We start from the raw sequence: 21,876 nt of genomic DNA, 5'->3' as shown, positions 1-21,876 counted from the left end.
TGTCTTTAGAGCCTGTCTTGCCCCAAATCCATGCCACTAGAATAAAAAGAGAAACCTAAAAGTTCGGCATGAGGAATGAACGGTCGGTTTGAGTCTCTGAAACAAAGTTTCATGATTCTTAGTTTTGTGACGGCTGCCCTGCTCGTCATTACCGACTGGCAATTGTCTCAAGCTGACCCTGAATCCCCTATTTTGCCGCCCATCTCAACGCTGCCGCCTCAGGAAGAAGCCCCCTTTAGACCCGTTAATCCTACTCGTGCCGGACTCGCTGCAACGCTGCAATCTGCCCTCAATCCTGACCCGATCGCTGCCCAAACCAGGCTAGTGGTGCGTCTAGGCGATCGTCAGGTCGTGGTTCATCAACATGACCAGGAAATTGCGAGCTATCCGATCGCAGTCGGGCGTGAAGGCTGGGAAACCCCGGTTGGCAGTTTTCGGATTATCTCAATGCAAAAAGACCCGATCTGGCGACATCCGTTCACGGGCGAACTCTTCTTCTCGGGCGCTGACAATCCCCTTGGCTCTCGCTGGGTCGGCTTCTGGACAGACGGTGTGCATCAGATCGGCTTCCACGGTACCAATCGAGAAGAGCTGATCGGGCAGGCAGTTTCCCATGGCTGTCTCCGAATGCGCGATGCCGATGCTCAGGCACTTTATGCACAGGTTGCAATTGGAACACTGGTTGAAGTTCAGCCCTAGTTCGATCGCCTTTTCTCCACCGTCCACAGGCGTTCTTCAAGATCGTCTGGATCAGTGCGGTCTTCGTAGACTAGCTTGAGGCGATAGTCCGATCGCAGAATTTTTCGATTATTGGGTTCAGGATTGAGCAGATAAATTGGATCAAACCCTTCAGCAATGTTCAGATTGCGGAAATCTTCAATAAGCTGCAATCGAATGTCTGGGCGGAGCCATGCACTAAATGCCAGCGTATCGGAAACCGACCCGTCGCTAATGACCAGAGGATTTGGCTGTTGATTAATCATTTCTGAAACGATCGGGTAATAGGCACTGCGCGGATTGCTCTTATTCCACCAAACCACTGCCTGAGAACTGACACTGCAAGCGATAATTCCTGCAATCACAAACCCTGCTAAGAGCAGTTGACCCACTTTTTGCTGCCATTTTCGACGCTCAGTGGTCAGCGTGGTGAATAAAAACGCGAATGTAATCTGAATGCCTAAGATAAACGGAAATAAATAGCGAATCCGCAGCGATCGGCGGCCCCCGTTGATCAAATCAGGAATTGCCAAACAAAGAAATGTGACGCTTACCAATAGCCCGATCAATAGCCAGGTGCGAGGCGGCGTATGACGAATCAAAAAATACAGCGCAAACGCAGCTAAAAGAACAATCAGGAGATTTGCAGAAGCCAGATCGCGATCGAGAAATGCCTGATTCAGGTGAAACACCCAGCGATCGATCATGGCAGATAGCGGCTGATTTCCAATCAATGCAGAAGTCGATTCGCTTACTTGTTCTTGGCGAATAAACAGCAGCGCAATCCAGGGAATAAAACTAATGACTGCACCTGAAGCCGTGAGTAGAAATGCAGTGAGATTGCCAGTGATCCGCCGTTTACCAATTCCTTCCACAATCAGGACATACAAACCCTGCGCCAGCAGCACAAAAGTAAACAAAAGCTGGGTATAAAGTCCGGCGACGACCGTTACTCCATACGCAATCCAGTGGATTGGTCTTCCCAAACGCAAAGCCCGCAGCATCAGCGCACTCGACAGCAGCACCCACACCGTGAGCAAACTGTAGGGACGCGCCTCCTGAGCAAACAAAACGTGAATCGGCGTAATTGCATACAGCCCGATCGCAGTCCAGGCAACTGCCGGATTTGCAAACAGTTCGCGACAAAGCCAGTACAAACAGGGAATCGCCAGAACGCTGAATACTGCTGTCAGGAAGCGCATGGTTCCGACCGAATGCCCGACAAACCCAACCCAGAGCCGCGCCAGCAAAAAGTACAAGGGCGTGTGTTCTGCCGTTCCAGTGAGGGCGTTTAGCGTGTCTCCCCATCCTTTCTCAGGACGCAAACGCTGATACTGCCGAAACTCCTCGACGCTGAGCACTTCTCCGGTAAAAGCTTGCTGCAAAACTTCGACTCGTGTGTTGCCCAGTGTCCGCAGCGAGGTACTAGTTTCATCGATCCAGTAAACTTTGCGATCGAGATGATAAAACCGAAAGAAAATGCCAATGACCAGCAGCGCAACCACGCCATAGCGCAACCAGGCAGGCAACGATCGCCACTCTTTCCCAATTGTCCTGATCCCGATTGCCCCATCGGGGGAGCTGCTTCGCATCGGTTCTGCCACCACTGACCCTTTCTCCCGGAGTCGCAAACTGCTAAAATCCCCCAAAGTTTACCGGATTGCCAGGGGCGATCGCAAAAGGGGGAAGCAAACGGAGCCGATCGCCCGTCTAAGAAAAGAGAATGTTTGAAAAGTTATGGCTATGCCCCGAACTGCTCCCCTGGGTCAATTCTGGCGGGAACCGAGCCTGCTCTCAATACTCAAAGTTCCCCAAAAGTCCCCCAGCATGAGGGGAGTTAGGCGGCAATGTCAAACCCCTCACACTGCATCAAACATCCTCTCAATCGATCGTCATCTCCTGAATCCATGCTTGCTAAACGTCTCCACACCTGGCTAATTCCTGCTCACCCTTCGGTTTCGCAGACGCGCTTCTGGCTGAGTTTGAGCCTGACCTTTGCTGCCCTGTTTGGCATTCTGGGACTGCAAAAAGCATTTGCGAATTTTTACATTGTGCAGGACGACGCCCGGCAGCATATTTTCTGGATGCAGCGATTTCTTGACCCCCAGTTGTTTCCCGATGACTGGATTGCAGATTATTTTCAGTCGGTTGCGCCCTGGGGCTACAGCGGCTTCTATCGGGTGTTTGCGGCGATCGGCATTGATCCGCTATTGCTGAGTAAGCTGCTCCCGCCCCTGCTGGGGTTGATTGCTACTTACTACGGCTTTCGGCTTGCGCTTCAGTTGCTTCCCGTTCCCTTGACCGGATTTCTTGCCTGTCTGCTGCTCAATTACCTGTTTTGGAGTCAGGATGACTTGGCTTCGGCAACGCCCAGAGCCTTTATGCTGCCGATATTTCTGGCGTTTTTGCACTTTTTGCTGAAGCGATCGCTCCTTGCCTGTCTCATCCTGATCGCGCTGGAAGGCTTATTTTATCCGCAGTTTGTGTTTGTGTTTGCCGGACTGCTGCTGTGGCTACCCTTGCGCTGGCAATCAGGGCGACTGAGGCTCTCTGAAAATCGCTGGGATTACTGGTTTTGCGGGGCGGGTTTGCTGGTGGCGTTTCTGGTGCTGCTGCCCTATGCGCTGGTGACGACGCAATTTGATCCGGTAGTGAGCGTAGCAGAGGCAAAACAACTGCCCGACTTTTACGTCGGCGGACGCAATCCTTTCTTTTATCCCGATCCGCTTTATTTCTGGCTGGTTAGCTTTCGAGGCGGGCTGTTTCCTACGTTTAAACCGTTTCTGCTGGCAATCGGTTTTTTGCTGCCGCTGCTGTACCTTAAACCGCTGCGAAACCGATTACCGCTGCTGCGTCAGACCAAACCTCTGATGTTGCTGCAAATCACGATCGTTGCCCTCGGACTCTTCATGATGGCGCATCTGTTGCTGTTCCGGCTCCATCTGCCCAGTCGCTATAGTGCCTATACGCTGCGAATTGTCTTGGTGTATGCGGCGGCGATCGTCCTGACGGTGGCATTCGATGGGCTGCTGCACGGGCTACAACGATCGCGGCAGATTGGCATAAAGGCAATTGCTTGGGCACTGATTGGGGTAACGACGGTGACTCTGTTGCTGTATCCCAGCTACGCCTACCCTTTTATGAAGGTGAACTACAAAACAGGACCAAACCCCCAGCTTTACCAGTTTTTTGCTCAGCAGCCCAAAGACACAATAATTGCTTCCCTGGTACAAGATATCGACTTTGTTCCGACCTTTGCCAAGCGACCGATTCTGGTAGGGCGCGAATATGCGATTCCGTATCACGACGGCTATATCACTCCCTTTCGCCAAAGAGCGAATGATCTGATTCGGGCACAATACAGCCTCGATCGCGCTGCTTTAACCGACGTCATTCGCACCTATGGCATTGATTTTTGGGTAGTGAGCCGCGATTCTTTTCGTCCAGAATTTCTAAAAAATACCTGGATTCGCCAATACCCGGAGGCGATCGAGCAGGCGGTAGCCAATTTGCAACAGGGAACTCCTGCCCTGGCAAGGCAACGGCAACGCTGCACCGTGCAACGTGACGGAAATTTGATCGTGCTGGACGCAACCTGTTTGCTGCGCGATTCTCGCTAATCCTGCCAGTGCAAGTTCGTCCTAATGTCTTATGTTTTAAGATAGTGAGTATTGCTTCTGAGAATCTTGTAAAACTTCGTTAAATTTCAGCCCCTCATGGATATTACAGAGTTTTTTCAGCAAAGTTCAGGAAAATGGTTTTCCCAGCGCACAAGCCATCACCTGGCGTTTAAACAGTCGGAAAGTGGCAAGTCAAATCTGACGATCGAGATACTGCCCAAAGACGACCCGGCTGTCGTCAAACTCTGTCAGCAGTACGAAGTCGATCCGGCTCTGGCACTTTGCGGAGCACGGGTGAGCTGGGACGGCACAATGGAATGGGACGAAGAAAAGCACGCTGGCTCGACGGTGCTAGTGCCGATCGCCGATGCTGAAAAATCAAACGAGGGCAAGCTTCTGCGCGAACAGGGCTACGCTGAAAAAGCTCCAGTGGCAGGACGCTACATCATGGGCAGTGACGACGCGCTGACGCTCATCACCGAATACGAAACGATGTATTCTGAAGAGCGGCTCTGGTTTGCCAGCCCCAATCTGCGCCTGAGAACCAGCATCCTGAAGCGATTTGGCGGTTTCAGCATGGCATCTTTCTGCTCAGAAATCCGTATGGGTGGCGCACAGCCCCAATCGACGATCGCTTCAACCACTGCCGCTACCAGCCCAGCCCCGACCGAAGCCTGATTCCAAGTCCCTGGCTGAGGAAGAAGTTTAATCCAGGGGCAGCTTTCCTACATTGCCCCCTCGATTTCACTTTCTGGTTTTGTCCCCATAAACGGGAGGCTTTGAAACCATTCGGACAGAATTGAGTTTTCCAGGAGCGGCGATCGTTCACCCATCTCCTAATTCACTTCAAAATCCTGCCTTTCGCCTTCAGGCTAGCAGGCTTAAAGCGGCGGTTCCGGGGACAATGATGAATTTTCAAGCATTTTCGAAACCTAGTTTCTTCTGCCGATTTCTTCGACTGCGCCTGCGCCCCTTGCCTGCACAACGGCTTTGAGCCGCCAGTAGAAATCAGAAACTTCCAGCGTCGGTGTGAACTGGTCAATGGGTGGGGGTTCGCTCACGATCGCATGGCGAATTTCTTCTGAACTGATGATTCCAGAGGTGGAATTGTTTTGCGTTGTGTTCGGCAATTGCAGCCAGCTTGTTTGATGCAGAGCAGTACCTTCTGCGGGGGAATTAGCTGTGGCATTTTTCCCACTGAGATTCTCCTGAACCGAGCCATCGATCGCCCCCGCCTGGGGAGTTTCGCTGCGATCGGCTCTGAATTCTTCAGCAGTCCCATCGATTGCAGTCCCCTTTATTGAGGGCTGAGCCGTTTTCACCCCCAGCAAAGCTGAACTGGACAGGTCTCCGGCACTCAGCATCGGACGAAGGCTAACTATGCGCTCAAATTCGCCGTTGAAGTGGTAGACCGCACGAGTCCGCCGTCGCCACAGGTTTAAAATTTGCTCGATCGAGATTGCTTTATAGCGTCCTTGATACAGGGCCTCGATTGTTGCCAGGCGAATCCAAAGCGCAGGATACTGCTGCATCCAGTAATCGACCAGTGCCTTGACCGAATATCCGTCCAGGTCAAATCCGTAGCGGCTAATCAGTTCCGTCACTTCTGCTGAGATTTCTTTTGCCAGTTGATTCATGGCTGTGGCAGGGGGAGACAGGGTCAGGAGCAGTTTCTTTCGGGGAAACTACTTTGCATTGCTTGAACAAACATTCTTGCAATTGCATTTCTAGTCTCTCAAGTCTTGCAGGGAAACGCCAACTATCAACCGGAAGGATTTATTGTTGCTGTACGCCATCAATCACATTATCTTCTGAATTTAAGCCCGAAAACGGACCCGGATCACCCGTCCAGTTAAAGTCAAACAGGCGGAATACGATCGAAGCAGCTTCTCGCCTTGGGCTGTAGGCAGCTGTAATCGAATAGGTACGGCGACTATACTCTAGGGTGAAGACCGTATCAATAGTGTCTCCGTTGTCAAGATTGTAGGCAGTTTGCACACCAAACCGAACCGGACCGTAAATTTGCTGCGTGATGCCTGCGCTAAGCACCTGTACATCGGCAACGCGATCGAACAGGAAGGGCGACTCTCCGCTGAGTGCAACGCGCGAATAGGAAATGTTAAAAGCGGTGTAGTCCAAAAACGGGCGCGAAAAATGACCAAATTGCCCTGACAGCGAGATCGATCCATTCACGCTAGCCTGGGTTTCATTGTTGCTGTAAGCACTGTACACCCCACGAATACTGGGAGTCACAGCAACATAGGGTACAACGGGATTGGGAGTATAGCGTAAGCCCTCGGTCGGCGTGGCTGGTAGCGGCGTTCCTGCCCAAATCAAAATTGGGCGCGATAGAGAGACAGTCGCTTGATAACGAGTCAAATCAACGCGCCTATCTTCTTCGTCTGCCTGCGGATCGACGTTTTGTTCCCGCAATAAACTATCTCGATCGGTGCGGGCATTAATGAACTGAACGCCAGCCTGATAGTCCAACAGAATTCCCGTTTGACCCAGTGTAAAAACTGGTGAAGTAATCACCAATCCCAGACTGCTTTGCACATTCTGGAAGCCTAACGACCCGTTAAATAGCCGATCGCGATAGCTATATTCCACTGCCACCGTGTGATTGGCAAAAATACGCTGCTGTGCGCGCAAACTTGCCCGGAACGTATCTTCGAGATCCCCAAGATCCAGACTGGTAAAGACGGCATTTCCGACAATTGAGGTGGTGGGGGTGGGAGTCGCGGTGAGGCTGGCGATCAGACCATAGGATGAACCCGAGAGAAACCCGTCTTCCTCGATTGCCCTTTGCACCAAGATCTGCGGCGTCAGGCTAAAGTCTACGATCGAATTCGAAACGACATTAAAGGCACGCTCGATAAAAAATCCGCCCCGATCGCGTTCGTCGTAGCCGATATTAAATAAACCCGGATTCTGTCGCTCCTGGCTTATTACAGCGCGATCGATCAAGAGGGGCAGCTCTAAGCCCTGGTCAAATACGGCTCTGGGATTGCGGGCGCGAATTTCTGAACTGGTGGGCGACAGGGGCGTTACTGTGACGCGGTTCGATCGCACTTCTAGCTCCGGCGGCGAGAAGGGATCGTTTGTAAGTCGCACATTGGTTGCTTCCCAGCTTTGCCCGTTGAACTGAAGCTGCTCGGCTTCAAAGCGCAGACGAGACAGCGTTGCTCCCTGCTGACTGGGTGCAGCCTGACCTCCGGTTGCCACTCCAAAGATCAGCCCCCCGCCACTGCCTGCTGCCTGAAGCGGCTGAGTCTCAGTGATTTGCGCTCCCACCGACTGAGCAGAACTGAGCGGACTTCCGACAACAGGACGCTGATTCGCATCAAAATCGGTCGAAGCACCGAGATTAACTTCGCCTCTGGCTTGCAGCACTGATCCCCGGTCAAAGCCAAAATTATAGGTAAACTGCTCTCCGCGCAGGGTTTGCTGTCCGCGTTGCAGAGCGGCGTTTCCATCTGCCACAGCTAAGCGATTGGGGATATTCACCTGAACGCGATCGGCGGTTAGAATTGCCTGCCGAAACCGCATGACAACATTCCCCTCGGCGCGAAACACCTGTCGCTGCTCGTCATATTCCTGGCGATCGGCAGAGAGTTCGATAACTTCCGGGACAGTTTGTGCAGCCTGATTTGGCGTTTGATTCGCGGGCTGTCTTTGATCTGCTCCCGTTCCGCCAGCGGGGACGGCAGGAGCCTCATTTTGACCCGGAATGGTTAAAACTTGCCCGGAGTCTGAACTTCCTGGCGCAGCCGCCTCTGCTGGGGACTGCCCATTTGCCGTTGCAGATTCCACCGAAGGGGGGAGCGGAGTGGAGGGTGCAGTTGACGGACGCTGGGGGGAAATTTGACCCGATCGCGCAAAGTCTTCGACTTCAAGCGCAGGCTCGTTCCGAGGCACAGTTGATCGCGCCTGAGTTACTGCAATCAGCGCATCCAGTTCAGCAACCGGGCGAATCGAGGCTCGACTAGAACCCGTTCCGGGTGGATTCACTGGAAGAACAGGGGATGGCGTTTCTGCTTGAGCGACGACCTCTTGGGGAAACTGCGATGCGATCGATCGTTCTCTGCGCGCTGGCTCAGGTGGGCTCGGTTCGGTTTGAACCGGCTTAGTTTGAGCGTCGGGCTGTGCGGGTTCAGCGAGTTCAACGGTGATCGCACCACCCAGTGATCGAGCATCTACACGCGCTTCCGCCCGCAAATCCGTAGACGAAACAGGCTCTATCGCATCAGGAGCGATCGGTGGCGAAACGGCAGGAGAAGCATTTGGCGTGACATGGTGAACGACTGGCGGTAGGGGTGGCGGAACCGGATAGGGCATACTTACAGCGCAACAGTAAGGACGGATAGCCCTCACTCAGGACTTCAGCCGTCTTCGACAGCGACTCGCTCTACAAAAGGGATAGCAGCTTGTAAAGCGATATCTTGTTTATTGGACAGGCACAAAGCCTGAGGGGTTCCAGAATCTCGATTATTCGAGGTCGCGTTGACTGGGGTTCCGCGCCGGGTCGTTTGACAGGAAACCAAAGAAAAACAGACCGACAAAGAAAGCGACGACGATGTAGACCACGATCTTCAGCGTCAGCATGGCGATCCCTCCAAACCAGATATGTTAAAAATTAGGCTTCATTATCATACACCGTTCCCTCGCATTTCCCGGTTTCGCAGGCGGGATAAGGCGATCGATAAGTGTTTTCTCTTGCACCAAACAGCGTGTAGCGGTTGTCTCGGATTTGCTCATACGCCCGATCGCCAAGCCACTTTGCCCCCGGAAGAGCGCGGTATGCCTCAACAAAGATTTCTCCAAAGGGCAGCCGTCTGCCGATTTCTTCTGCTGCGTCACTGCCCTGCCAGCGTTGTTTGACATCGTTCGCATTCAGCAGGATGATGCCCTGCTCGCAGTCTTTTGCAGAAATGCCAACTGCTTTCAGACTTTCCTCATTCTGCATTGGCACATAGAGAAACTGGTTGCCCTGGTCTAACGTTTCGAGCAGTCGAACCAGATTGACGCACAGGTTACAGTTTCCGTCATAGATTACGTGGTACATGGTCTTGTTGATTACACTGCCCACTATCCTAAGCTAACTAGCTGAATTTCCACTCGTTAGAGCCTTTACCGATTACAGCTTCTACTAATTACAGCCTTGAGTAGAGGGAAGTAGAAGAGATAGCTCTTACGGAAGAGAAACAGGGCTAGTGCAAGGGTTAATGGGTCTGTAGGAAGGGGTAAATATTTTTCTATCTAAAGATATAAACTCATCTTAACCTACGTATTAACAATTCCTTTATCTAAAGACAGTAGGATGCAGGCGAAACTATCCAGAGTTTTTACCCTGAGCATTTCTCATGACATCCCTACTACGGCTTAAGCGACGCGCAGTTTTAGCTTCCTTGGCAGCCCTCTCTATGTCGGTTGCTGTTGCTTGCGCTCCCAGTAACAATGAAGGTCCTTCGGCAACGGCTCCTGCGGCAAGCCCGGCAGCAGGCAATAGCGGTGCAGCAGTCAGCCTCAGCGGTGCTGGTGCATCATTCCCGGCTCCGCTCTATCAGCGTTGGTTTGCAGACTACAACAAAGAAAATCCGAACACCCAAATTAGCTATCAGTCGGTGGGTAGCGGTGCAGGTGTTGAGCAGTTTTTAGCAGGTACGGTTGACTTTGGAGCCAGCGATCAGCCTCTGAAGGACGAAGAAAAAGCACAGTTTAGAGAAAAGTACGGAGCTGACGCGATTCAGGTTCCGGTGACTGGCGGCAGCATCGTGATGGCATACAACCTGGAAGGCGTAGACAATCTAAAATTGCCCCGCGAGGTTTATTGCGGCATCGTCACGGGAGAAATTACCCAGTGGAACGACCCGGCGATCGCTTCTGCTAATCAGGGAACGAATCTGCCCAATGAACAAATCCAGTTTGTTCACCGTTCGGACGGCAGCGGCACGACCTTCGGCTTTACCAACCACCTGAAGGCAGCCTGCCCTGAGTGGAAAGCGGGAGCCAATAAGTCGGTGGAGTGGCCCGTAGGTACGGGTGCAAAAGGCAATGAAGGTGTAACGGCTCAAATTCAGCAAACTCCGGGCGCGATCGGCTACACCGAGTTTTCCTATGCCAAAGAGAATGGGCTATCGATGGCTGCGATGGAAAACAAGGCTGGCAACATCATCGAGCCAACTCCCGAAGCAGGTGCGCTAGCCTTCAAGGGTCAAACTGTGCCGGAAGACTTCGCGCTGCTGGTTCCCGACCCGACCGATGAACAGGCATACCCGATCACCACGCTAACCTGGCTGCTGCTCTATCCTCAGTACCAGGACGCAGCAAAGGGTGAAGCGATCAAGAACGTGGTCAACTGGACGCTGGACAACGGCAAAACAGCCGCCAGCGATCTGGGCTATCTCCCAGCCGATCCGGATCTGGCAGGTCGTGTGAAGGAAGAAGTCGCCACCATTAAGTAAGTCAAGGAAGTAAGTCAAGTCAAGGGCGATCGTTGCTTTCCGAATGGTTAACCTGGACGGTGAGTAGACGGTTGCCCTTCTTGACAAATCCTGGCGAACAAAAGTCTTGTCTGCTGCGATCGAAGGTTCAGTTGAAATCAAATTGATGGTGCAGTTTCAAGGCAACTCGCTCAATGAATTCGATGCAGTTTGTCTGAATGTCGATGGCTCAACGGCTGCTTGGTTTCAAGCAGGGCAAATCCTCTGGGGGCAAAGCCTGCGGTATGCTGGTAAATGGCTAAATTGAGCCATCGTCGAAGTTGACCTTGAGATTCTTTGTGAGATTTAGTCATCTGGTTTTTGTTACTCCAGCTCTTTTCTTAAAGTTATGACTTCGCCATCTGCTGCTCCCGAAGAATCGTTAATTCAAGCCTCAAGCAAGTTTCACGCCACGCGCTTAATCGATCGCATTTTTTACTGGCTGACGCTGATCCTTGCAGTGGGGATTGGTGCAGTTCTGGTCTGGATTACTTTTTCGCTGCTGGGCATTGCCTTTCCAGCCATTACCCAGTTCGGCTTAGGGTTTCTAACTCAGTCAGTTTGGAACCCGGTTGAAAATGCATTTGGGGCACTGCCGCAGATTTATGGCACGATCGTTAGCTCGATTCTGGCACTGTTGTTTGCGGTTCCGGTCGGGGTCGGCGTTGCAATCTTCCTGAGCGAAGACTTTTTGCCCCGTCAGATCTTGACTCCGATCGCCTTTCTGGTTGAGCTGTTGGCTGCAATTCCCAGCGTGGTTTACGGGCTGTGGGGCATTTTTGTGCTGATTCCCGCAATCCTGCCCCTACTGCGTGGACTTCACAGCGTGTTTGGCTGGATTCCTTTCTTTTCAACGCCGCCCTCGACGCGCCAGATGTTTGTCACCGCACTGGTGCTGGCGATCATGATTCTGCCGACGATTATTGCTATCTCGCGCGATACGCTGGTCTCTCTGCCGCCGCAGCTTCGTCAAGGAGCTTACGGGCTGGGGGCAACGCGCTGGGAAACAATTCTCAAAGTGCTTTTGCCTGCGGGTCTATCAGGCATTATCGGTTCGGTGATGTTGGCCTTGGGCCGGGCATTAGGCGAGACGATGGCAGCCGCCATGCTGATCGGGAATGCAAACCGGGTAAATGTTTCGTTTTTTGCGCCTGCTTCGACGATCGCCGCGCTGATTGCAAACCAGTTTGGCGAAGCAAGTGGGCTACAGCGTTCTTCGCTATTTTTTGCGGCACTGGTGCTGATGCTGCTGACGCTGGCGGTGAATATCCTGGCAGAGTACATCATCAGCCGCTTTCAGGAAGTTGAGTAGGAAGTTGAGTAAGGTTGTGTTCTTTGCAGTGACTCCAGTAAATTTATGACGATTCCACGCGATCGGGGCGCCAATTCAGCTTTTAATGTTTCAGACGATTCGCTCTTTGTGCCGTCACCCACCCGAAACCTGGTCGGCAAAATCATGACGGGTTTGGTTGGGGCTTGCGCTGCACTTTCGCTGTTGCCGCTGGGTTCGATTCTCTACACAGTCATTTCCAACGGATTTAGCCGTCTGAGTCCAGCCGTGTTGACTGAGCTGCCGCCGCCGCCTCTAGTTGATGGGGGAGGGTTTCGCAATGCGATCGTGGGAACACTGCTTACCAGCTTAATTGGTGCGTTGATTAGTGTTCCGTTCGGCGTTTTGACGGCAATTTATACTGTTGAGTTTGGGCGCGGCAATAAGCTGTCGCAGTTTGTACGGTTTTGTACTAATGTGCTGAGTGGTGTACCGTCGATTATTGCTGGACTGTTTGCCTACGGTATCGTAGTCCTGGTAACGGGTACTTTCTCGGCAGTGGCAGGGGGCGTTGCGCTGGCGGTTTTGATGGTACCGATCGTTATCCGCACCGCCGAGGAAGGGCTGAAGTCGATTCCGCCGGATGTAAGACAGGCGGCAGTTGGCATTGGCGCAACAAATTTTCAGTCGATTTCTCAGATTATCTTGCCTGCTGCCCTACCGTTTATTGCAACGGGCGTGACGCTGGCACTGGCAAGAGCAGTGGGTGAAACGGCTCCGCTGCTGTTTACTGCTCTGTTTAACCAGTATGATGTCAGAGGCGCATGGCAGCCTACGGCAACGCTGTCGGTTCTGATTTACAACTTCGCAATTTCACCCTACAGGAACCAGCAGGAGCTTGCGTGGGTTGCAGCATTGGTCGTTGTGGGTTTGATTTTGGTGGTCAGTATTGTGGCACGAGTCGCAACTCGCCGTAAGGTTTATTAGCGTTCCATCAACGAGCTTTTCCTTGAATTCATTCGTTTAGTTCACTTGATTTGTAGATCTGCTTTTTTGAAGCAAAAGTTACGATCGATTTAAGAAGGTTGATGTTTATTCCGATTTTAAGCGCGCAGAGTTCTACGCCTAAACCACTCTTCTTCATTCACTATGACGAATTCTCCAGCACAGTCCGAATTTAGACCGAGTTCTGTGGGTAACGATGTGGTTATCCGCACTGAGAATGTGTCCATCTACTATGGGTCGTTTCAGGCAGTTCGTAATGTTTTCTTGGACATTCCCAAAAACAAAGTGGTTGCGCTGATCGGTCCTTCGGGCTGCGGCAAAAGTACCCTGCTGCGCTGCTATAACCGTTTAAACGATTTGATTCCGGGAGCGCGAGTCGAAGGCAAAATCACCTATCAGGGCACGGAGTTGTATGACTCGAGAGTAGACCCGGTCGAAGTGCGTCGTCGGATTGGAATGGTGTTCCAGAAACCCAATCCTTTCCCCAAGTCGATCTACGAAAACATTGCCTTTGGTGCGCGGGTTAACGGCTATAAAGGCAATATGGACGAACTGGTAGAGCGATCCCTGCGGGGTGCTGCGCTGTGGGATGAAGTCAAAGACAAATTAAAGGCCAGCGGTCTGTCGCTTTCTGGGGGCCAACAGCAGCGGCTTTGCATTGCACGGGCGATCGCGATCGAACCGGAAGTCATTTTAATGGACGAACCTTGCTCCGCCCTTGACCCGATTTCAACGCTGCGGGTTGAGGATCTGATGCACGAGCTGAAAAAGCAGTTCACCATCATTATTGTCACGCACAATATGCAACAAGCCTCTCGCGTAGCGGACTACACTGCGTTCTTTAATGCTGAGGCAGGGAACGGCGGCAGTCGCTATGGTTATCTGGTGGAGTACGATCGCACCGAGAATATTTTCAATTCGCCCCGGCAGCAGGCAACTCAAGATTACGTCAGCGGTCGCTTTGGCTAAGGATTTCGAATCGTAGTTTCGGTGAAATATTCACTTAATTTGAAATGAGCCGATGGCTCTATCGGGGAAACTGCTTCGCACTGCCCTTGCTGAATAATCCGCGACGAATGGCCACCCCCTTTTCATTCGCATTGCTGCACATTGTTCGTCACGGCTATTTATTCCCTTGCCGATCGGGTGAGGGCTTTTTTATCGCTTGAGCAATGGCTTGAGCAGATCGGTTCTAGTCCACTTGCCCTTCGCTGCCGAACTGGAGATGCTAAAAAATAGAACCTTCTCGGTGAGCCGTTACCATCTCGTGATCCTCCATGACCTTTGAAAGACTGTATCCCCTGGCGCATTGAAAATTAGAAAACTCGTATCACAATAAGAGAAGTAATAAATCGTAATCCTTCTAGACTTCTCCTGGCTATGACGCTGACCCCAACTGCTCTCCTGGCTGCCCCTCAGACCTGGATGTGGCGCGGTTTTCCCATCTGTTATCAAACTCAAGGGCAAACTGGGCCTGCGATCGTCCTGATTCATGGCTTTGGTGCATCCTGGCGACACTGGCGCAAAAATATTCCGGTGCTGGCAGACATTGGGCGAGTATATGCGATCGACCTGATTGGCTTTGGCAACTCGGCAAAACCGAAGCCTGGTGAGGAAATTGACTACACCTTTGAAACGTGGGGACAGCAGATTGCCGATTTTTGCAAGGAGGTCGTCGGTACGCCTGCTTTTCTGGTAGGAAACTCGGTCGGCTGTATTGCGGCAATGCAAGCAGCGGCAGATCATCCTGAAATTGCCCGGAAAGTTGCCCTGCTCAACTGCTCTTTACGGCTTCTGCACGATCGCCGGCGTGCCCAATTGCCCTGGTATCGACGGGTCGGTGCTCCTTTATTGCAGAGCGTTCTGTCTGTACGGTGGGTCGGGCAAAATTTCTTTCGCCTGATAGCCCGCCCAAAAACAGTGCGGAAAATTCTGCAAAAGGCGTATATCAACCCGGAAATTGTTACCGATGAATTGGTCGATTTGCTCATGGCTCCGGCGGCTGATCCGGGTGCGGCAGATGTGTTTCTTGCTTTCACGCGCTATTCCTATGGTCCCTTACCCGAAGATCTGCTAGAACGCCTCTCTTGCCCAGTGTTAATTTTGTGGGGAACCGATGACCCCTGGGAACCTGTGGACTTGGGGCGCAATCTGGCAAATTTTCCTGTTGTGGAGCAGTTCATTCCGCTGGAGGGCGTAGGTCACTGTCCCCAGGATGAAGCTCCCGATCGCGTCAATGCCCTCTTAGGGGATTGGATTCAAACATCAGTGCAGCAAGAAGCGCAGCAGGGGTAATTTGTTATGACCCAGAAACAGCCAACCCTGCTTGCACTTGATTTTGATGGCGTGATTTGCGACGGACTGCTGGAGTATTTTGAAACCGCATGGCGAGCATACTGCCGCATCTGGTTGGCTGGGGACAAAACGCCGCCAGAAGGACTGGCAGAAATTTTTTATCGTCTGCGTCCTGTGGTTGAAACGGGCTGGGAAATGCCCTGTGTCCTGCGATCGATCCTGCAAGGAATGCCCGAAGCAGAGATCTTGCGGAACTGGAGCGCGATTTGCCTGGATCTGGTACAAACCGAAGGGTTGGTTCCGGTGGAGGTCGAGCAGGTCGTCGATCGCGTCCGCGATGAATGGATTACGCTGGATCTGGCAGGCTGGCTATCGCTGCACCGATTTTATCCAGGTGTCACTCTACAGCTTCAGCGCATTATTACAGAGGGCATTGAGCTATTTATTGTGACGACGAAAGAAGATCGTTTTGTCCAGCAGTTGCTTGCTCAGGCAGGCGTGAATTTGTCTGCGTCGCGAATTTTCGGCAAATCAGTTCGCCAGCCCAAAGCGCAAACCCTGCGCCAGCTCCAGCAGTCAGCGGCTGCTTCTGAACCCCTGATCTGGTTTGTTGAAGATCGGCTGAAAACGCTTCAGACCATTGCCCCTCAAGTTGATTTGCAGAATGTTGAGCTATTTCTGGCGGATTGGGGCTACAATACCGCAGGCGATCGAGCGGTTGCACAGCAGGATGAGCGAATTCATTTGCTCACACTAGAACAGTTTACGCAGCCGCCAGAACAGTGGAGCTAGCTTTACAAAGCCGCAACACGTCAATCCTCGAAACCTTACGAATTCGCTTACAATCTCATCTGATGTGAGATGAATTGAGATGGCGCAATCGCAATTTTCGGCATTGCTGCTCCGATAGATGAATTCTGTAAGGGTGATCTGCAAACCACTGCTAGCGCAGAACTCCCTATCGAAAATCCGATTTCCATTCAGCAATGCCCAATTTTCCTGGTGTTGCTACGGATTGCAAGTAAAAATTCAAACTAGATCAAAGCTGGTTTTAATGCCTTTCCAGTCCTGGAAGAACATGTGGGAAACGTCATTGAGTGAAACCTATTTAGTTCATTAAGCTGACTTGTTCTCTCAGTATTAGCCAATTTTAGAAAGTAGAACTGACACACAAAATTTTTCCGAATCAGGTCTTTTTGGTAAAGTTTGGTTGTCCTTCAGGATGGAATTTTGAGGGATCACTGCATTCCCCGGTTCCGGCGACCTGGCAATCGCTAGAAGCTTTATGGAAGCTAGCTTGGACGGATTCTTCAATTGCTTGTAATCGATCGTCTGGTAGCAGGGTTTAAAGCAGTGATGAAGTTGAGTTTCATGACCTCATAGAGACTTTATAGATTGCTAGCCTGTACTTCTAAGAAATGGTGCTATTTATAGAAACTAGGACAATTTAACGATTTGTTTTTAGCAGGTGAATTGGTTTGCTTTGTTTGCCTTTTGGGAAGACTAGCTTTAGCAGTGAATTTAAGCCATAAGCAGTTTTCCTGCACTTTAGCAAAGCCTCGCTATCCCTCTGATTTGCCTTTACTGTCCTGCAAAGCCTGCTTCAGACAAGTGCGCCTCTAAAAACCATTACCCAATGCGTGTGTTTAACCTGATCGTCTAGTTCACCTCACTCCCGCCTTTGGGCGGTTATCTTTTCAGATGAAGACCGACTCCATTGAGCACCACCCGACCGACTCAGAGTTCACAGTTTATGATTGCGAAATTCACCTTAAGTTTCGCCTGATTGAGGAAAAACACACCCTGCTCGATCGCGATCGGCTCCTGGAGATTTTGCTTGATGCCCTCTCCTATGGGGCAGATGAGTATTTAGAGCCGATGCAATCCAAGGTTAACGTGCAGGAAGTTTCCGAAGTCGAAGCTTCCCCACAAATGCGCCGCCAGCTCATTCGCCTTCGCAACTCAAACGACCTGATCTAAAGCATGATGATCTAGATCATGAATGGATTGAATCTGCAATCCTAGTCTTCGCGCACCACATCGGTTAATGCCTGTTTGACCGTTGTGTACTGATACGCAAATCCGCTTTCCTGGGTTCGCTTTGGCAAAACCTGCTGTCCTTCCAGGACGACCTTTGCAGCATCGCCAAGCATTAGCTCCAGCGCGAAATTGGGCACAGGTAGCCACGATGGACGCTTCATCGCGTCCCCAAGGCTCTGGCTGAGTTCTGCCATTCGTACCGGGTTTGGAGCCGTTGCGTTATAGGTTCCGCTCATTTCGGGCTGGGTCAGTGCCTTGAGAATTAAATTCACCATATCTTCAAGGTGAATCCAGGAAAACCACTGGCGACCGTTACCAATCGGTCCTCCGGCAAACATTCGGAAGGGCAGCAGCATCTTGGCGATCGCCCCACCCTGACCGAGAACAATTCCAGTGCGGAGGATCACCAGCCGAGTCCCCGACTCCTCCACTTTTTGCGCGGCGGCTTCCCAGGCTTGACATACTTCTGCCAGGTAGTCGTTTCCTGCCGGACTGGCTTCATCAAAGGTTGCCGTTTCGCTCGTGCCGTAGTAGCCGATCGCCGAGGAATTGACCAGCACAGACGGGCGCGGATTTGCCTGAGCAATTGCCTCCACAATTTTTTCAGTGCCTGCTTTCCGGCTATCCATAATTTCCTGCTTGCGTTCAGGCGTCCAGCGGCTTTCGGCGATTGGCGCACCTGCCAAATTCACCACGCCATCACAGCCTGAAATTAACTGCTGCCAGGTTCCCGATTGCAGAGGCTGATAGGCGACGACTTCCACATTGGGATATTTAGAGACTGGGAAAAGCGACTTGGCGCGATCGGCGTTGCGCGTTAGCACCACCACGGAATGTCCCTCTGTTTGAAGCCGTTCAACCAGACGACTGCCAATAAATCCGGTTGCTCCGGTCACTGCAATTTTCATGCGCTACTCCTTGCGGGACTCTCCATATGTCATTTCATTTGCCTCAGCATATCGCTCTATAAAGCGCATCAGCCGTTCCCAGTGATCTTCGCGATCGACTTGCAGCACACATTCGACTCGCTCCAAATCATCGCCTTCGGGTCCGCCAAACACAAAGCGTACTGAGGCTGGCTCGATGTTGATATTGCCTTCGCTGTCGTTGAGTGACATTCCTCCGGCAAATCGATTGGTATAACTTTGGAAGCGATCGATCGATCGCAGGCCTTTAAAGGTCATCAGAATGCTGCGAACTCCGGTGGCACGATTGCGGCGAAAACTGATACCGCTCAGCTCCTCAGAAATACCTTCAAAAAACTGAATCGAGGGAGTTGCGTCTGCCATGAAGCTCACATCAGCTTTCGCTGTGATCATTCCTACCAGAGTTAGTATAAATCCCGCCGTTGCCTAAAACGACGATGATTCTCCTCTGTAGCGAGCGGGCGGGTTAGGCGATCGGGCAAGTTAGGGGTAGCGAAGGGTGGCAACGATCGGCAGGTGGTCGGAGTTTGCGTCTGGTCCTACAAATGCGTCAATCGCCTGAATCTCATCGGTATGCCAGATATAGTCAATTCTTTGCACCGGAAACGGGATGCCTTTTACTGAAATGGTATGACCCAAGCCCCAGCCGCGCTCCTGAAAGCTATCCTTGAACACCTGGCGAAGCTGGGCATAGGTTTCGGAGGTATCGGTCATATTGCAATCGCACAGCATCAGAGTTGGCAGTGATTGTGACCGCACAAGCGTCTGAAGAGAGGCAGTCTCGGCAGCTCGACGGCTGTAGCGATCGCGGGTTTCAGCAGCAAATCGACTCAGCGGGAAAAGGGGCATATTGTTGGGGGCAAGATGCGTGACCAGCACATTGAGCGGTCGATCGTTCTTATCGTGGATTGTGACTTGCAGCCCCCGTTCCAGGGCGGGTTAGGCAGGGCGGTCATGCTGTCGATCGGTAAACGGCTGAACAGCGCAACTGTGTGGAACAAATCAACCGGATGCACTGCGCGGTAAGGGTAATCAGGTGCGAGTACTGCTGCCAGGTTGGACACTTCACCAGGCTGTAATTCCTGCAAGCCAATTAAATCGGGCTGAGCAGTGCGAATCATCTGAGCAACTTTGCCATAGTTCTGATTATCCCAGCGCAGGTTGAAGCTTATGACTTTTAAGGTAGGCTGTGCCGGAGCGGGCAGCGCGGCTTTGGCAAAGGGATTGAACAGCGGATAAAACAGACTGAGAAAGAGCAGGCAGGCAAAGAGCAATCCCAGGAGCAACTGTCGCTGACGAGACCAGAGGTATAGGGGCAAGAAGACCACGATCGGCACAAACAGATAGAAAGCCAGCGTATTCAGCAAGGCTAACCACCAGAATCGATCGAAGAATAAGAGGCGGAGACTAAACCATACCAGCAGAGCTACCAGATAAAGCCAGCTTAGAAGACCAATGACAGAAAAACGTCTTCGTCGCCGAAAAACAAGCATTATCCAATCCTCAAGTCCCCCATTGGCTCATCCATAAACCCCCCTACCCGCATGCCCGTTGCAGCGTCGGCACAAAATCCGGGTAAGAAATTGCAGCCGCTTCCGCTCGATGAATCGTCGTTTTGCCAGTGGCAATTAGGGCAGCGATCGCCAGACTCATTGCAATTCGGTGGTCGGTGTGGCTATCGAGTTCGGCTCCCGTCAGGGGGGTTTGTCCGGTAATTTCTAAACCATCGGGTAATTCAGTGACGCTGGCTCCCATCTGGGTAAGTTGGGCTGCCATCACTGCGAGGCGATCGCTTTCTTTAACCCGTAACTCTTCGGCATCTTTGATCAGAGTGGTGCCACTGGCACAAGTTGCCGCGACTGCCAGAATTGGAATTTCGTCGATCAGTCGAGGAATTACGTCTCCGGCGATCGTGCAGGCTTTAAGCGGTGCATAGCGAACTCGCACATCGGCAACGGGTTCTCCGGCAACTTCGCGCTGATTTTCCAGCGTCACATCGGCTTCCATCGCCTGTAAAACTTCCAGAATGCCAGTGCGGGTTGGATTGACCCCCACATTTTCGATTGTTAAATCAGAACCGGGAACGATCGCAGCGGCTACCATCCAGAAGGCTGCGGAGCTGATGTCTCCTGGGACAATTACGGTTTGCCCGTGAAGCTGAGCAGGTCCAGTGACCGTTGCACTGCACGTTCCGGGATCAACCGTGATAGTTGCCCCAAATGCCCGCAGCATTCGTTCGCTGTGGTCACGCGAGAGAGCAGGTTCGGTAACGGTCGTTTTGCCTTCGGTAAGCAGCCCTGCCAGCAAAATGCAGGATTTTACTTGGGCAGAGGCGATCGGCGACTGGTAGTGAATCGGCTGGAGCGTTTGTCCCTGAACGGCGAGCGGCGCATAGCCCTCCGCTCGGTACCAGATTTGCGCCCCCATTTGCTGAAGGGGTTTAATGACGCGAGACATCGGACGCGATCGAAGCGAAGCATCACCCGTCACGGTAAAAAACCGTCCGGGATGGGACGCCAGCAGCCCCAGCATCAACCGCATTGTGGTTCCCGAATTGCCTGCGTCGAGAAAATCGATTGGCTCTTGAAGCTGCCCTAAGCCAATGCCCTGCACCGTGACGCGATCGGTGTTAAGTTCAGAAATCGTTGCGCCCATTGCCCGAAAGCAGCTTGCCGTACTGCGCGGATCTTCGCCTAGCAGCAGCCCTTGAATTTGGGTTTCGCCGCTTGCCAGAGCACCCAGCATCAACGCCCGATGGGAAATTGACTTATCTCCCGGAATCTGGATTCGTCCCCGTAGCGCAAACCCCTCGCTGGGAGGGGCGATCGTCAGCGAATGATGGGGTTCAGTACGGTTCAGGTTGATAGCGTCGGTAGGCATTGGGATAGACTGACGATAAGCACGCTAGTCATCCTAACTCTTTCCGGAATCATTTGATTACCCTGTCGCCCGTGTCTTCTTTTACTCTTCATCGCTTTCTTCATTGCTATGTTGACTCAACATCGCCATCCGGTCTGTTTGTCTTTCATGTCCTACGATTTGCCGCTATGGTCAGTGGTCGAGGGGGAGGCAACACTTTATCAAAAAGACGCAGAGCGGTTTCATTTGCTGATGACCGAACCCTTAGTGCAGGGGTTTGATGCTTTTGACGGTCATGCTTTTGAAAGTCATGCTTTTGACGATCATCCTGTCGATCGGGAATCAGAAAATGCAATGCCGAGAACGCCTCGATTGCTATGGCTAGAGCTGTCGCCCTATCGCGTTACGATGACAATGCAGGGTAATGGCAAATTTAGCTATCGCCACTTTTGGGAACAGGGCGTTTACGGGGTGAGCCGCTATTGGCTTCAAAACGACGATGCGCGTCAGCAGCCGATTCGCCTTCGCAATTTTACGCGCAGCCTTACGCTCTCTAGTCAGCCGATTCCGCAACAGTTTCGGGTGGAGTATGAACTGTGGACGAATCAGCTCCAGGTTGGGCGATATGTTTTGAATTTAGAAATTCAGTAGAGATTTAGCAG

General features: G+C 52.0%; 22 protein-coding genes. 11 read left to right on the top strand and 11 right to left on the bottom strand.

All coding sequences use genetic code 11. The features are described from left to right. Positions 1-111 precede the first annotated feature (111 nt). Positions 112-699, top strand: a complete 588-nt coding sequence (locus tag NDI45_RS09380) for a L,D-transpeptidase (RefSeq protein ID WP_348247136.1) — start codon at positions 112-114, stop codon at positions 697-699. Here NDI45_RS09380 and NDI45_RS09375 read toward each other — a convergent pair. Next, positions 696-2,309 carry a glycosyltransferase family 39 protein gene (locus NDI45_RS09375; protein ID WP_348247135.1) on the bottom strand — a complete coding sequence of 538 codons (1,614 nt, stop codon included), beginning with the start codon at positions 2,307-2,309 and terminating at the stop codon, positions 696-698. The two genes, NDI45_RS09380 and NDI45_RS09375, sit on opposite strands and share 4 nt — an antisense overlap. Positions 2,310-2,624: 315 nt before the next feature. Here NDI45_RS09375 and NDI45_RS09370 point away from each other — a divergent pair, with 315 nt between their 5' ends. Then, positions 2,625-4,337: a hypothetical protein gene (locus NDI45_RS09370; RefSeq protein WP_348247134.1), complete on the top strand. Its 1,713-nt coding sequence runs from the start codon at positions 2,625-2,627 to the stop codon at positions 4,335-4,337. Between the two features lie 96 nt (positions 4,338-4,433). Beyond that, entirely contained in the window at positions 4,434-5,015 is a 582-nt protein-coding gene (locus tag NDI45_RS09365) for a phycobiliprotein lyase (RefSeq protein WP_190790115.1), read from the top strand. A 254-nt stretch (positions 5,016-5,269) separates the two neighbouring features. Here the strand turns inward: NDI45_RS09365 and NDI45_RS09360 are convergent, their stop codons facing one another. From NDI45_RS09360 to NDI45_RS09345, 4 genes are all read right to left on the bottom strand, one after another. Next, positions 5,270-5,974, bottom strand: a complete 705-nt coding sequence (locus NDI45_RS09360; protein WP_190790117.1) for a hypothetical protein — start codon at positions 5,972-5,974, stop codon at positions 5,270-5,272. Positions 5,975-6,113: 139 nt separating this feature from the next. Next, positions 6,114-8,675, bottom strand: coding sequence for a DUF3769 domain-containing protein (locus NDI45_RS09355; RefSeq protein WP_348247133.1), 2,562 nt, complete (start codon positions 8,673-8,675; stop codon positions 6,114-6,116). Between the two features lie 150 nt (positions 8,676-8,825). Beyond that, complete coding sequence (locus tag NDI45_RS09350) at positions 8,826-8,942, bottom strand: photosystem II reaction center protein I (RefSeq protein WP_190794573.1); 117 nt, start codon at positions 8,940-8,942, stop codon at positions 8,826-8,828. Positions 8,943-8,973: 31 nt separating this feature from the next. Further along, positions 8,974-9,402 (bottom strand): DCC1-like thiol-disulfide oxidoreductase family protein, encoded by a 429-nt coding sequence (locus NDI45_RS09345; protein WP_348247132.1) that lies wholly within the window; start codon positions 9,400-9,402, stop codon positions 8,974-8,976. A gap of 298 nt (positions 9,403-9,700) precedes the next feature. Between NDI45_RS09345 and pstS the strand changes: the two genes are divergently transcribed. Further along, positions 9,701-10,801: a phosphate ABC transporter substrate-binding protein PstS gene (pstS, locus tag NDI45_RS09340; protein WP_348247131.1), complete on the top strand. Its 1,101-nt coding sequence runs from the start codon at positions 9,701-9,703 to the stop codon at positions 10,799-10,801. Positions 10,802-10,971: 170 nt separating this feature from the next. On the opposite strand, the gene NDI45_RS09335 is transcribed toward pstS, so the two are convergent. Then, complete coding sequence (locus NDI45_RS09335) at positions 10,972-11,133, bottom strand: hypothetical protein (protein ID WP_190794576.1); 162 nt, start codon at positions 11,131-11,133, stop codon at positions 10,972-10,974. Positions 11,134-11,168: 35 nt separating this feature from the next. Between NDI45_RS09335 and pstC the strand changes: the two genes are divergently transcribed. The 6 genes from pstC to NDI45_RS09305 all read left to right on the top strand — a co-directional run bounded on the left by pstC (position 11,169) and on the right by NDI45_RS09305 (position 17,369). Then, positions 11,169-12,131, top strand: coding sequence for a phosphate ABC transporter permease subunit PstC (pstC, locus tag NDI45_RS09330; protein ID WP_190794577.1), 963 nt, complete (start codon positions 11,169-11,171; stop codon positions 12,129-12,131). A gap of 45 nt (positions 12,132-12,176) precedes the next feature. Further along, positions 12,177-13,076 (top strand): phosphate ABC transporter permease PstA, encoded by a 900-nt coding sequence (pstA, locus tag NDI45_RS09325; RefSeq protein WP_348247130.1) that lies wholly within the window; start codon positions 12,177-12,179, stop codon positions 13,074-13,076. A gap of 162 nt (positions 13,077-13,238) precedes the next feature. Further along, entirely contained in the window at positions 13,239-14,063 is an 825-nt protein-coding gene (pstB, locus tag NDI45_RS09320; RefSeq protein WP_348247129.1) for a phosphate ABC transporter ATP-binding protein PstB, read from the top strand. A gap of 411 nt (positions 14,064-14,474) precedes the next feature. After that, positions 14,475-15,389, top strand: coding sequence for an alpha/beta fold hydrolase (locus NDI45_RS09315; RefSeq protein ID WP_348247128.1), 915 nt, complete (start codon positions 14,475-14,477; stop codon positions 15,387-15,389). Positions 15,390-15,395: 6 nt separating this feature from the next. Then, entirely contained in the window at positions 15,396-16,181 is a 786-nt protein-coding gene (locus NDI45_RS09310; RefSeq protein ID WP_190794581.1) for an HAD family hydrolase, read from the top strand. Positions 16,182-17,090: 909 nt separating this feature from the next. Continuing rightward, complete coding sequence (locus NDI45_RS09305; RefSeq protein ID WP_190794582.1) at positions 17,091-17,369, top strand: Npun_R1517 family heterocyst differentiation transcriptional regulator; 279 nt, start codon at positions 17,091-17,093, stop codon at positions 17,367-17,369. Between the two features lie 41 nt (positions 17,370-17,410). Here NDI45_RS09305 and NDI45_RS09300 read toward each other — a convergent pair whose 3' ends face one another. The 5 genes from NDI45_RS09300 to aroA all read right to left on the bottom strand — a co-directional run bounded on the left by NDI45_RS09300 (position 17,411) and on the right by aroA (position 21,235). Next, positions 17,411-18,337 (bottom strand): TIGR01777 family oxidoreductase, encoded by a 927-nt coding sequence (locus NDI45_RS09300; RefSeq protein WP_190794583.1) that lies wholly within the window; start codon positions 18,335-18,337, stop codon positions 17,411-17,413. 3 nt (positions 18,338-18,340) lie between these two features. Continuing rightward, positions 18,341-18,718 (bottom strand): photosystem II reaction center protein Psb28, encoded by a 378-nt coding sequence (gene psb28, locus NDI45_RS09295; protein ID WP_190794584.1) that lies wholly within the window; start codon positions 18,716-18,718, stop codon positions 18,341-18,343. A 120-nt stretch (positions 18,719-18,838) separates the two neighbouring features. After that, positions 18,839-19,204 (bottom strand): hypothetical protein, encoded by a 366-nt coding sequence (locus NDI45_RS09290; protein ID WP_190794585.1) that lies wholly within the window; start codon positions 19,202-19,204, stop codon positions 18,839-18,841. Continuing rightward, on the bottom strand, positions 19,186-19,848 hold the full coding sequence (locus NDI45_RS09285) for an endonuclease/exonuclease/phosphatase family protein (RefSeq protein WP_348247127.1): 663 nt from the start codon (positions 19,846-19,848) through the stop codon (positions 19,186-19,188). The genes NDI45_RS09290 and NDI45_RS09285 overlap by 19 nt, the downstream gene beginning before the upstream one ends. 43 nt (positions 19,849-19,891) lie before the next feature. Next, on the bottom strand, positions 19,892-21,235 hold the full coding sequence (aroA, locus tag NDI45_RS09280; protein ID WP_348247126.1) for a 3-phosphoshikimate 1-carboxyvinyltransferase: 1,344 nt from the start codon (positions 21,233-21,235) through the stop codon (positions 19,892-19,894). A 108-nt stretch (positions 21,236-21,343) separates the two neighbouring features. Between aroA and NDI45_RS09275 the strand changes: the two genes are divergently transcribed. Beyond that, the gene (locus NDI45_RS09275; RefSeq protein ID WP_190794588.1) at positions 21,344-21,865 is read left to right on the top strand and encodes a hypothetical protein; all 522 of its coding nucleotides are present in this window, start codon (positions 21,344-21,346) and stop codon (positions 21,863-21,865) included. Positions 21,866-21,876: the final 11 nt, after the last annotated feature.

Origin of the sequence: Leptolyngbya sp. GB1-A1, from assembly GCF_039962475.1 — a bacterium.
Classification (GTDB): Bacteria; Cyanobacteriota; Cyanobacteriia; order Elainellales; family Elainellaceae; genus Leptolyngbya_A.
Note: the sequence above shows the minus strand (reverse complement) of the source record. Positions and strands in the feature narration are given on the sequence as shown.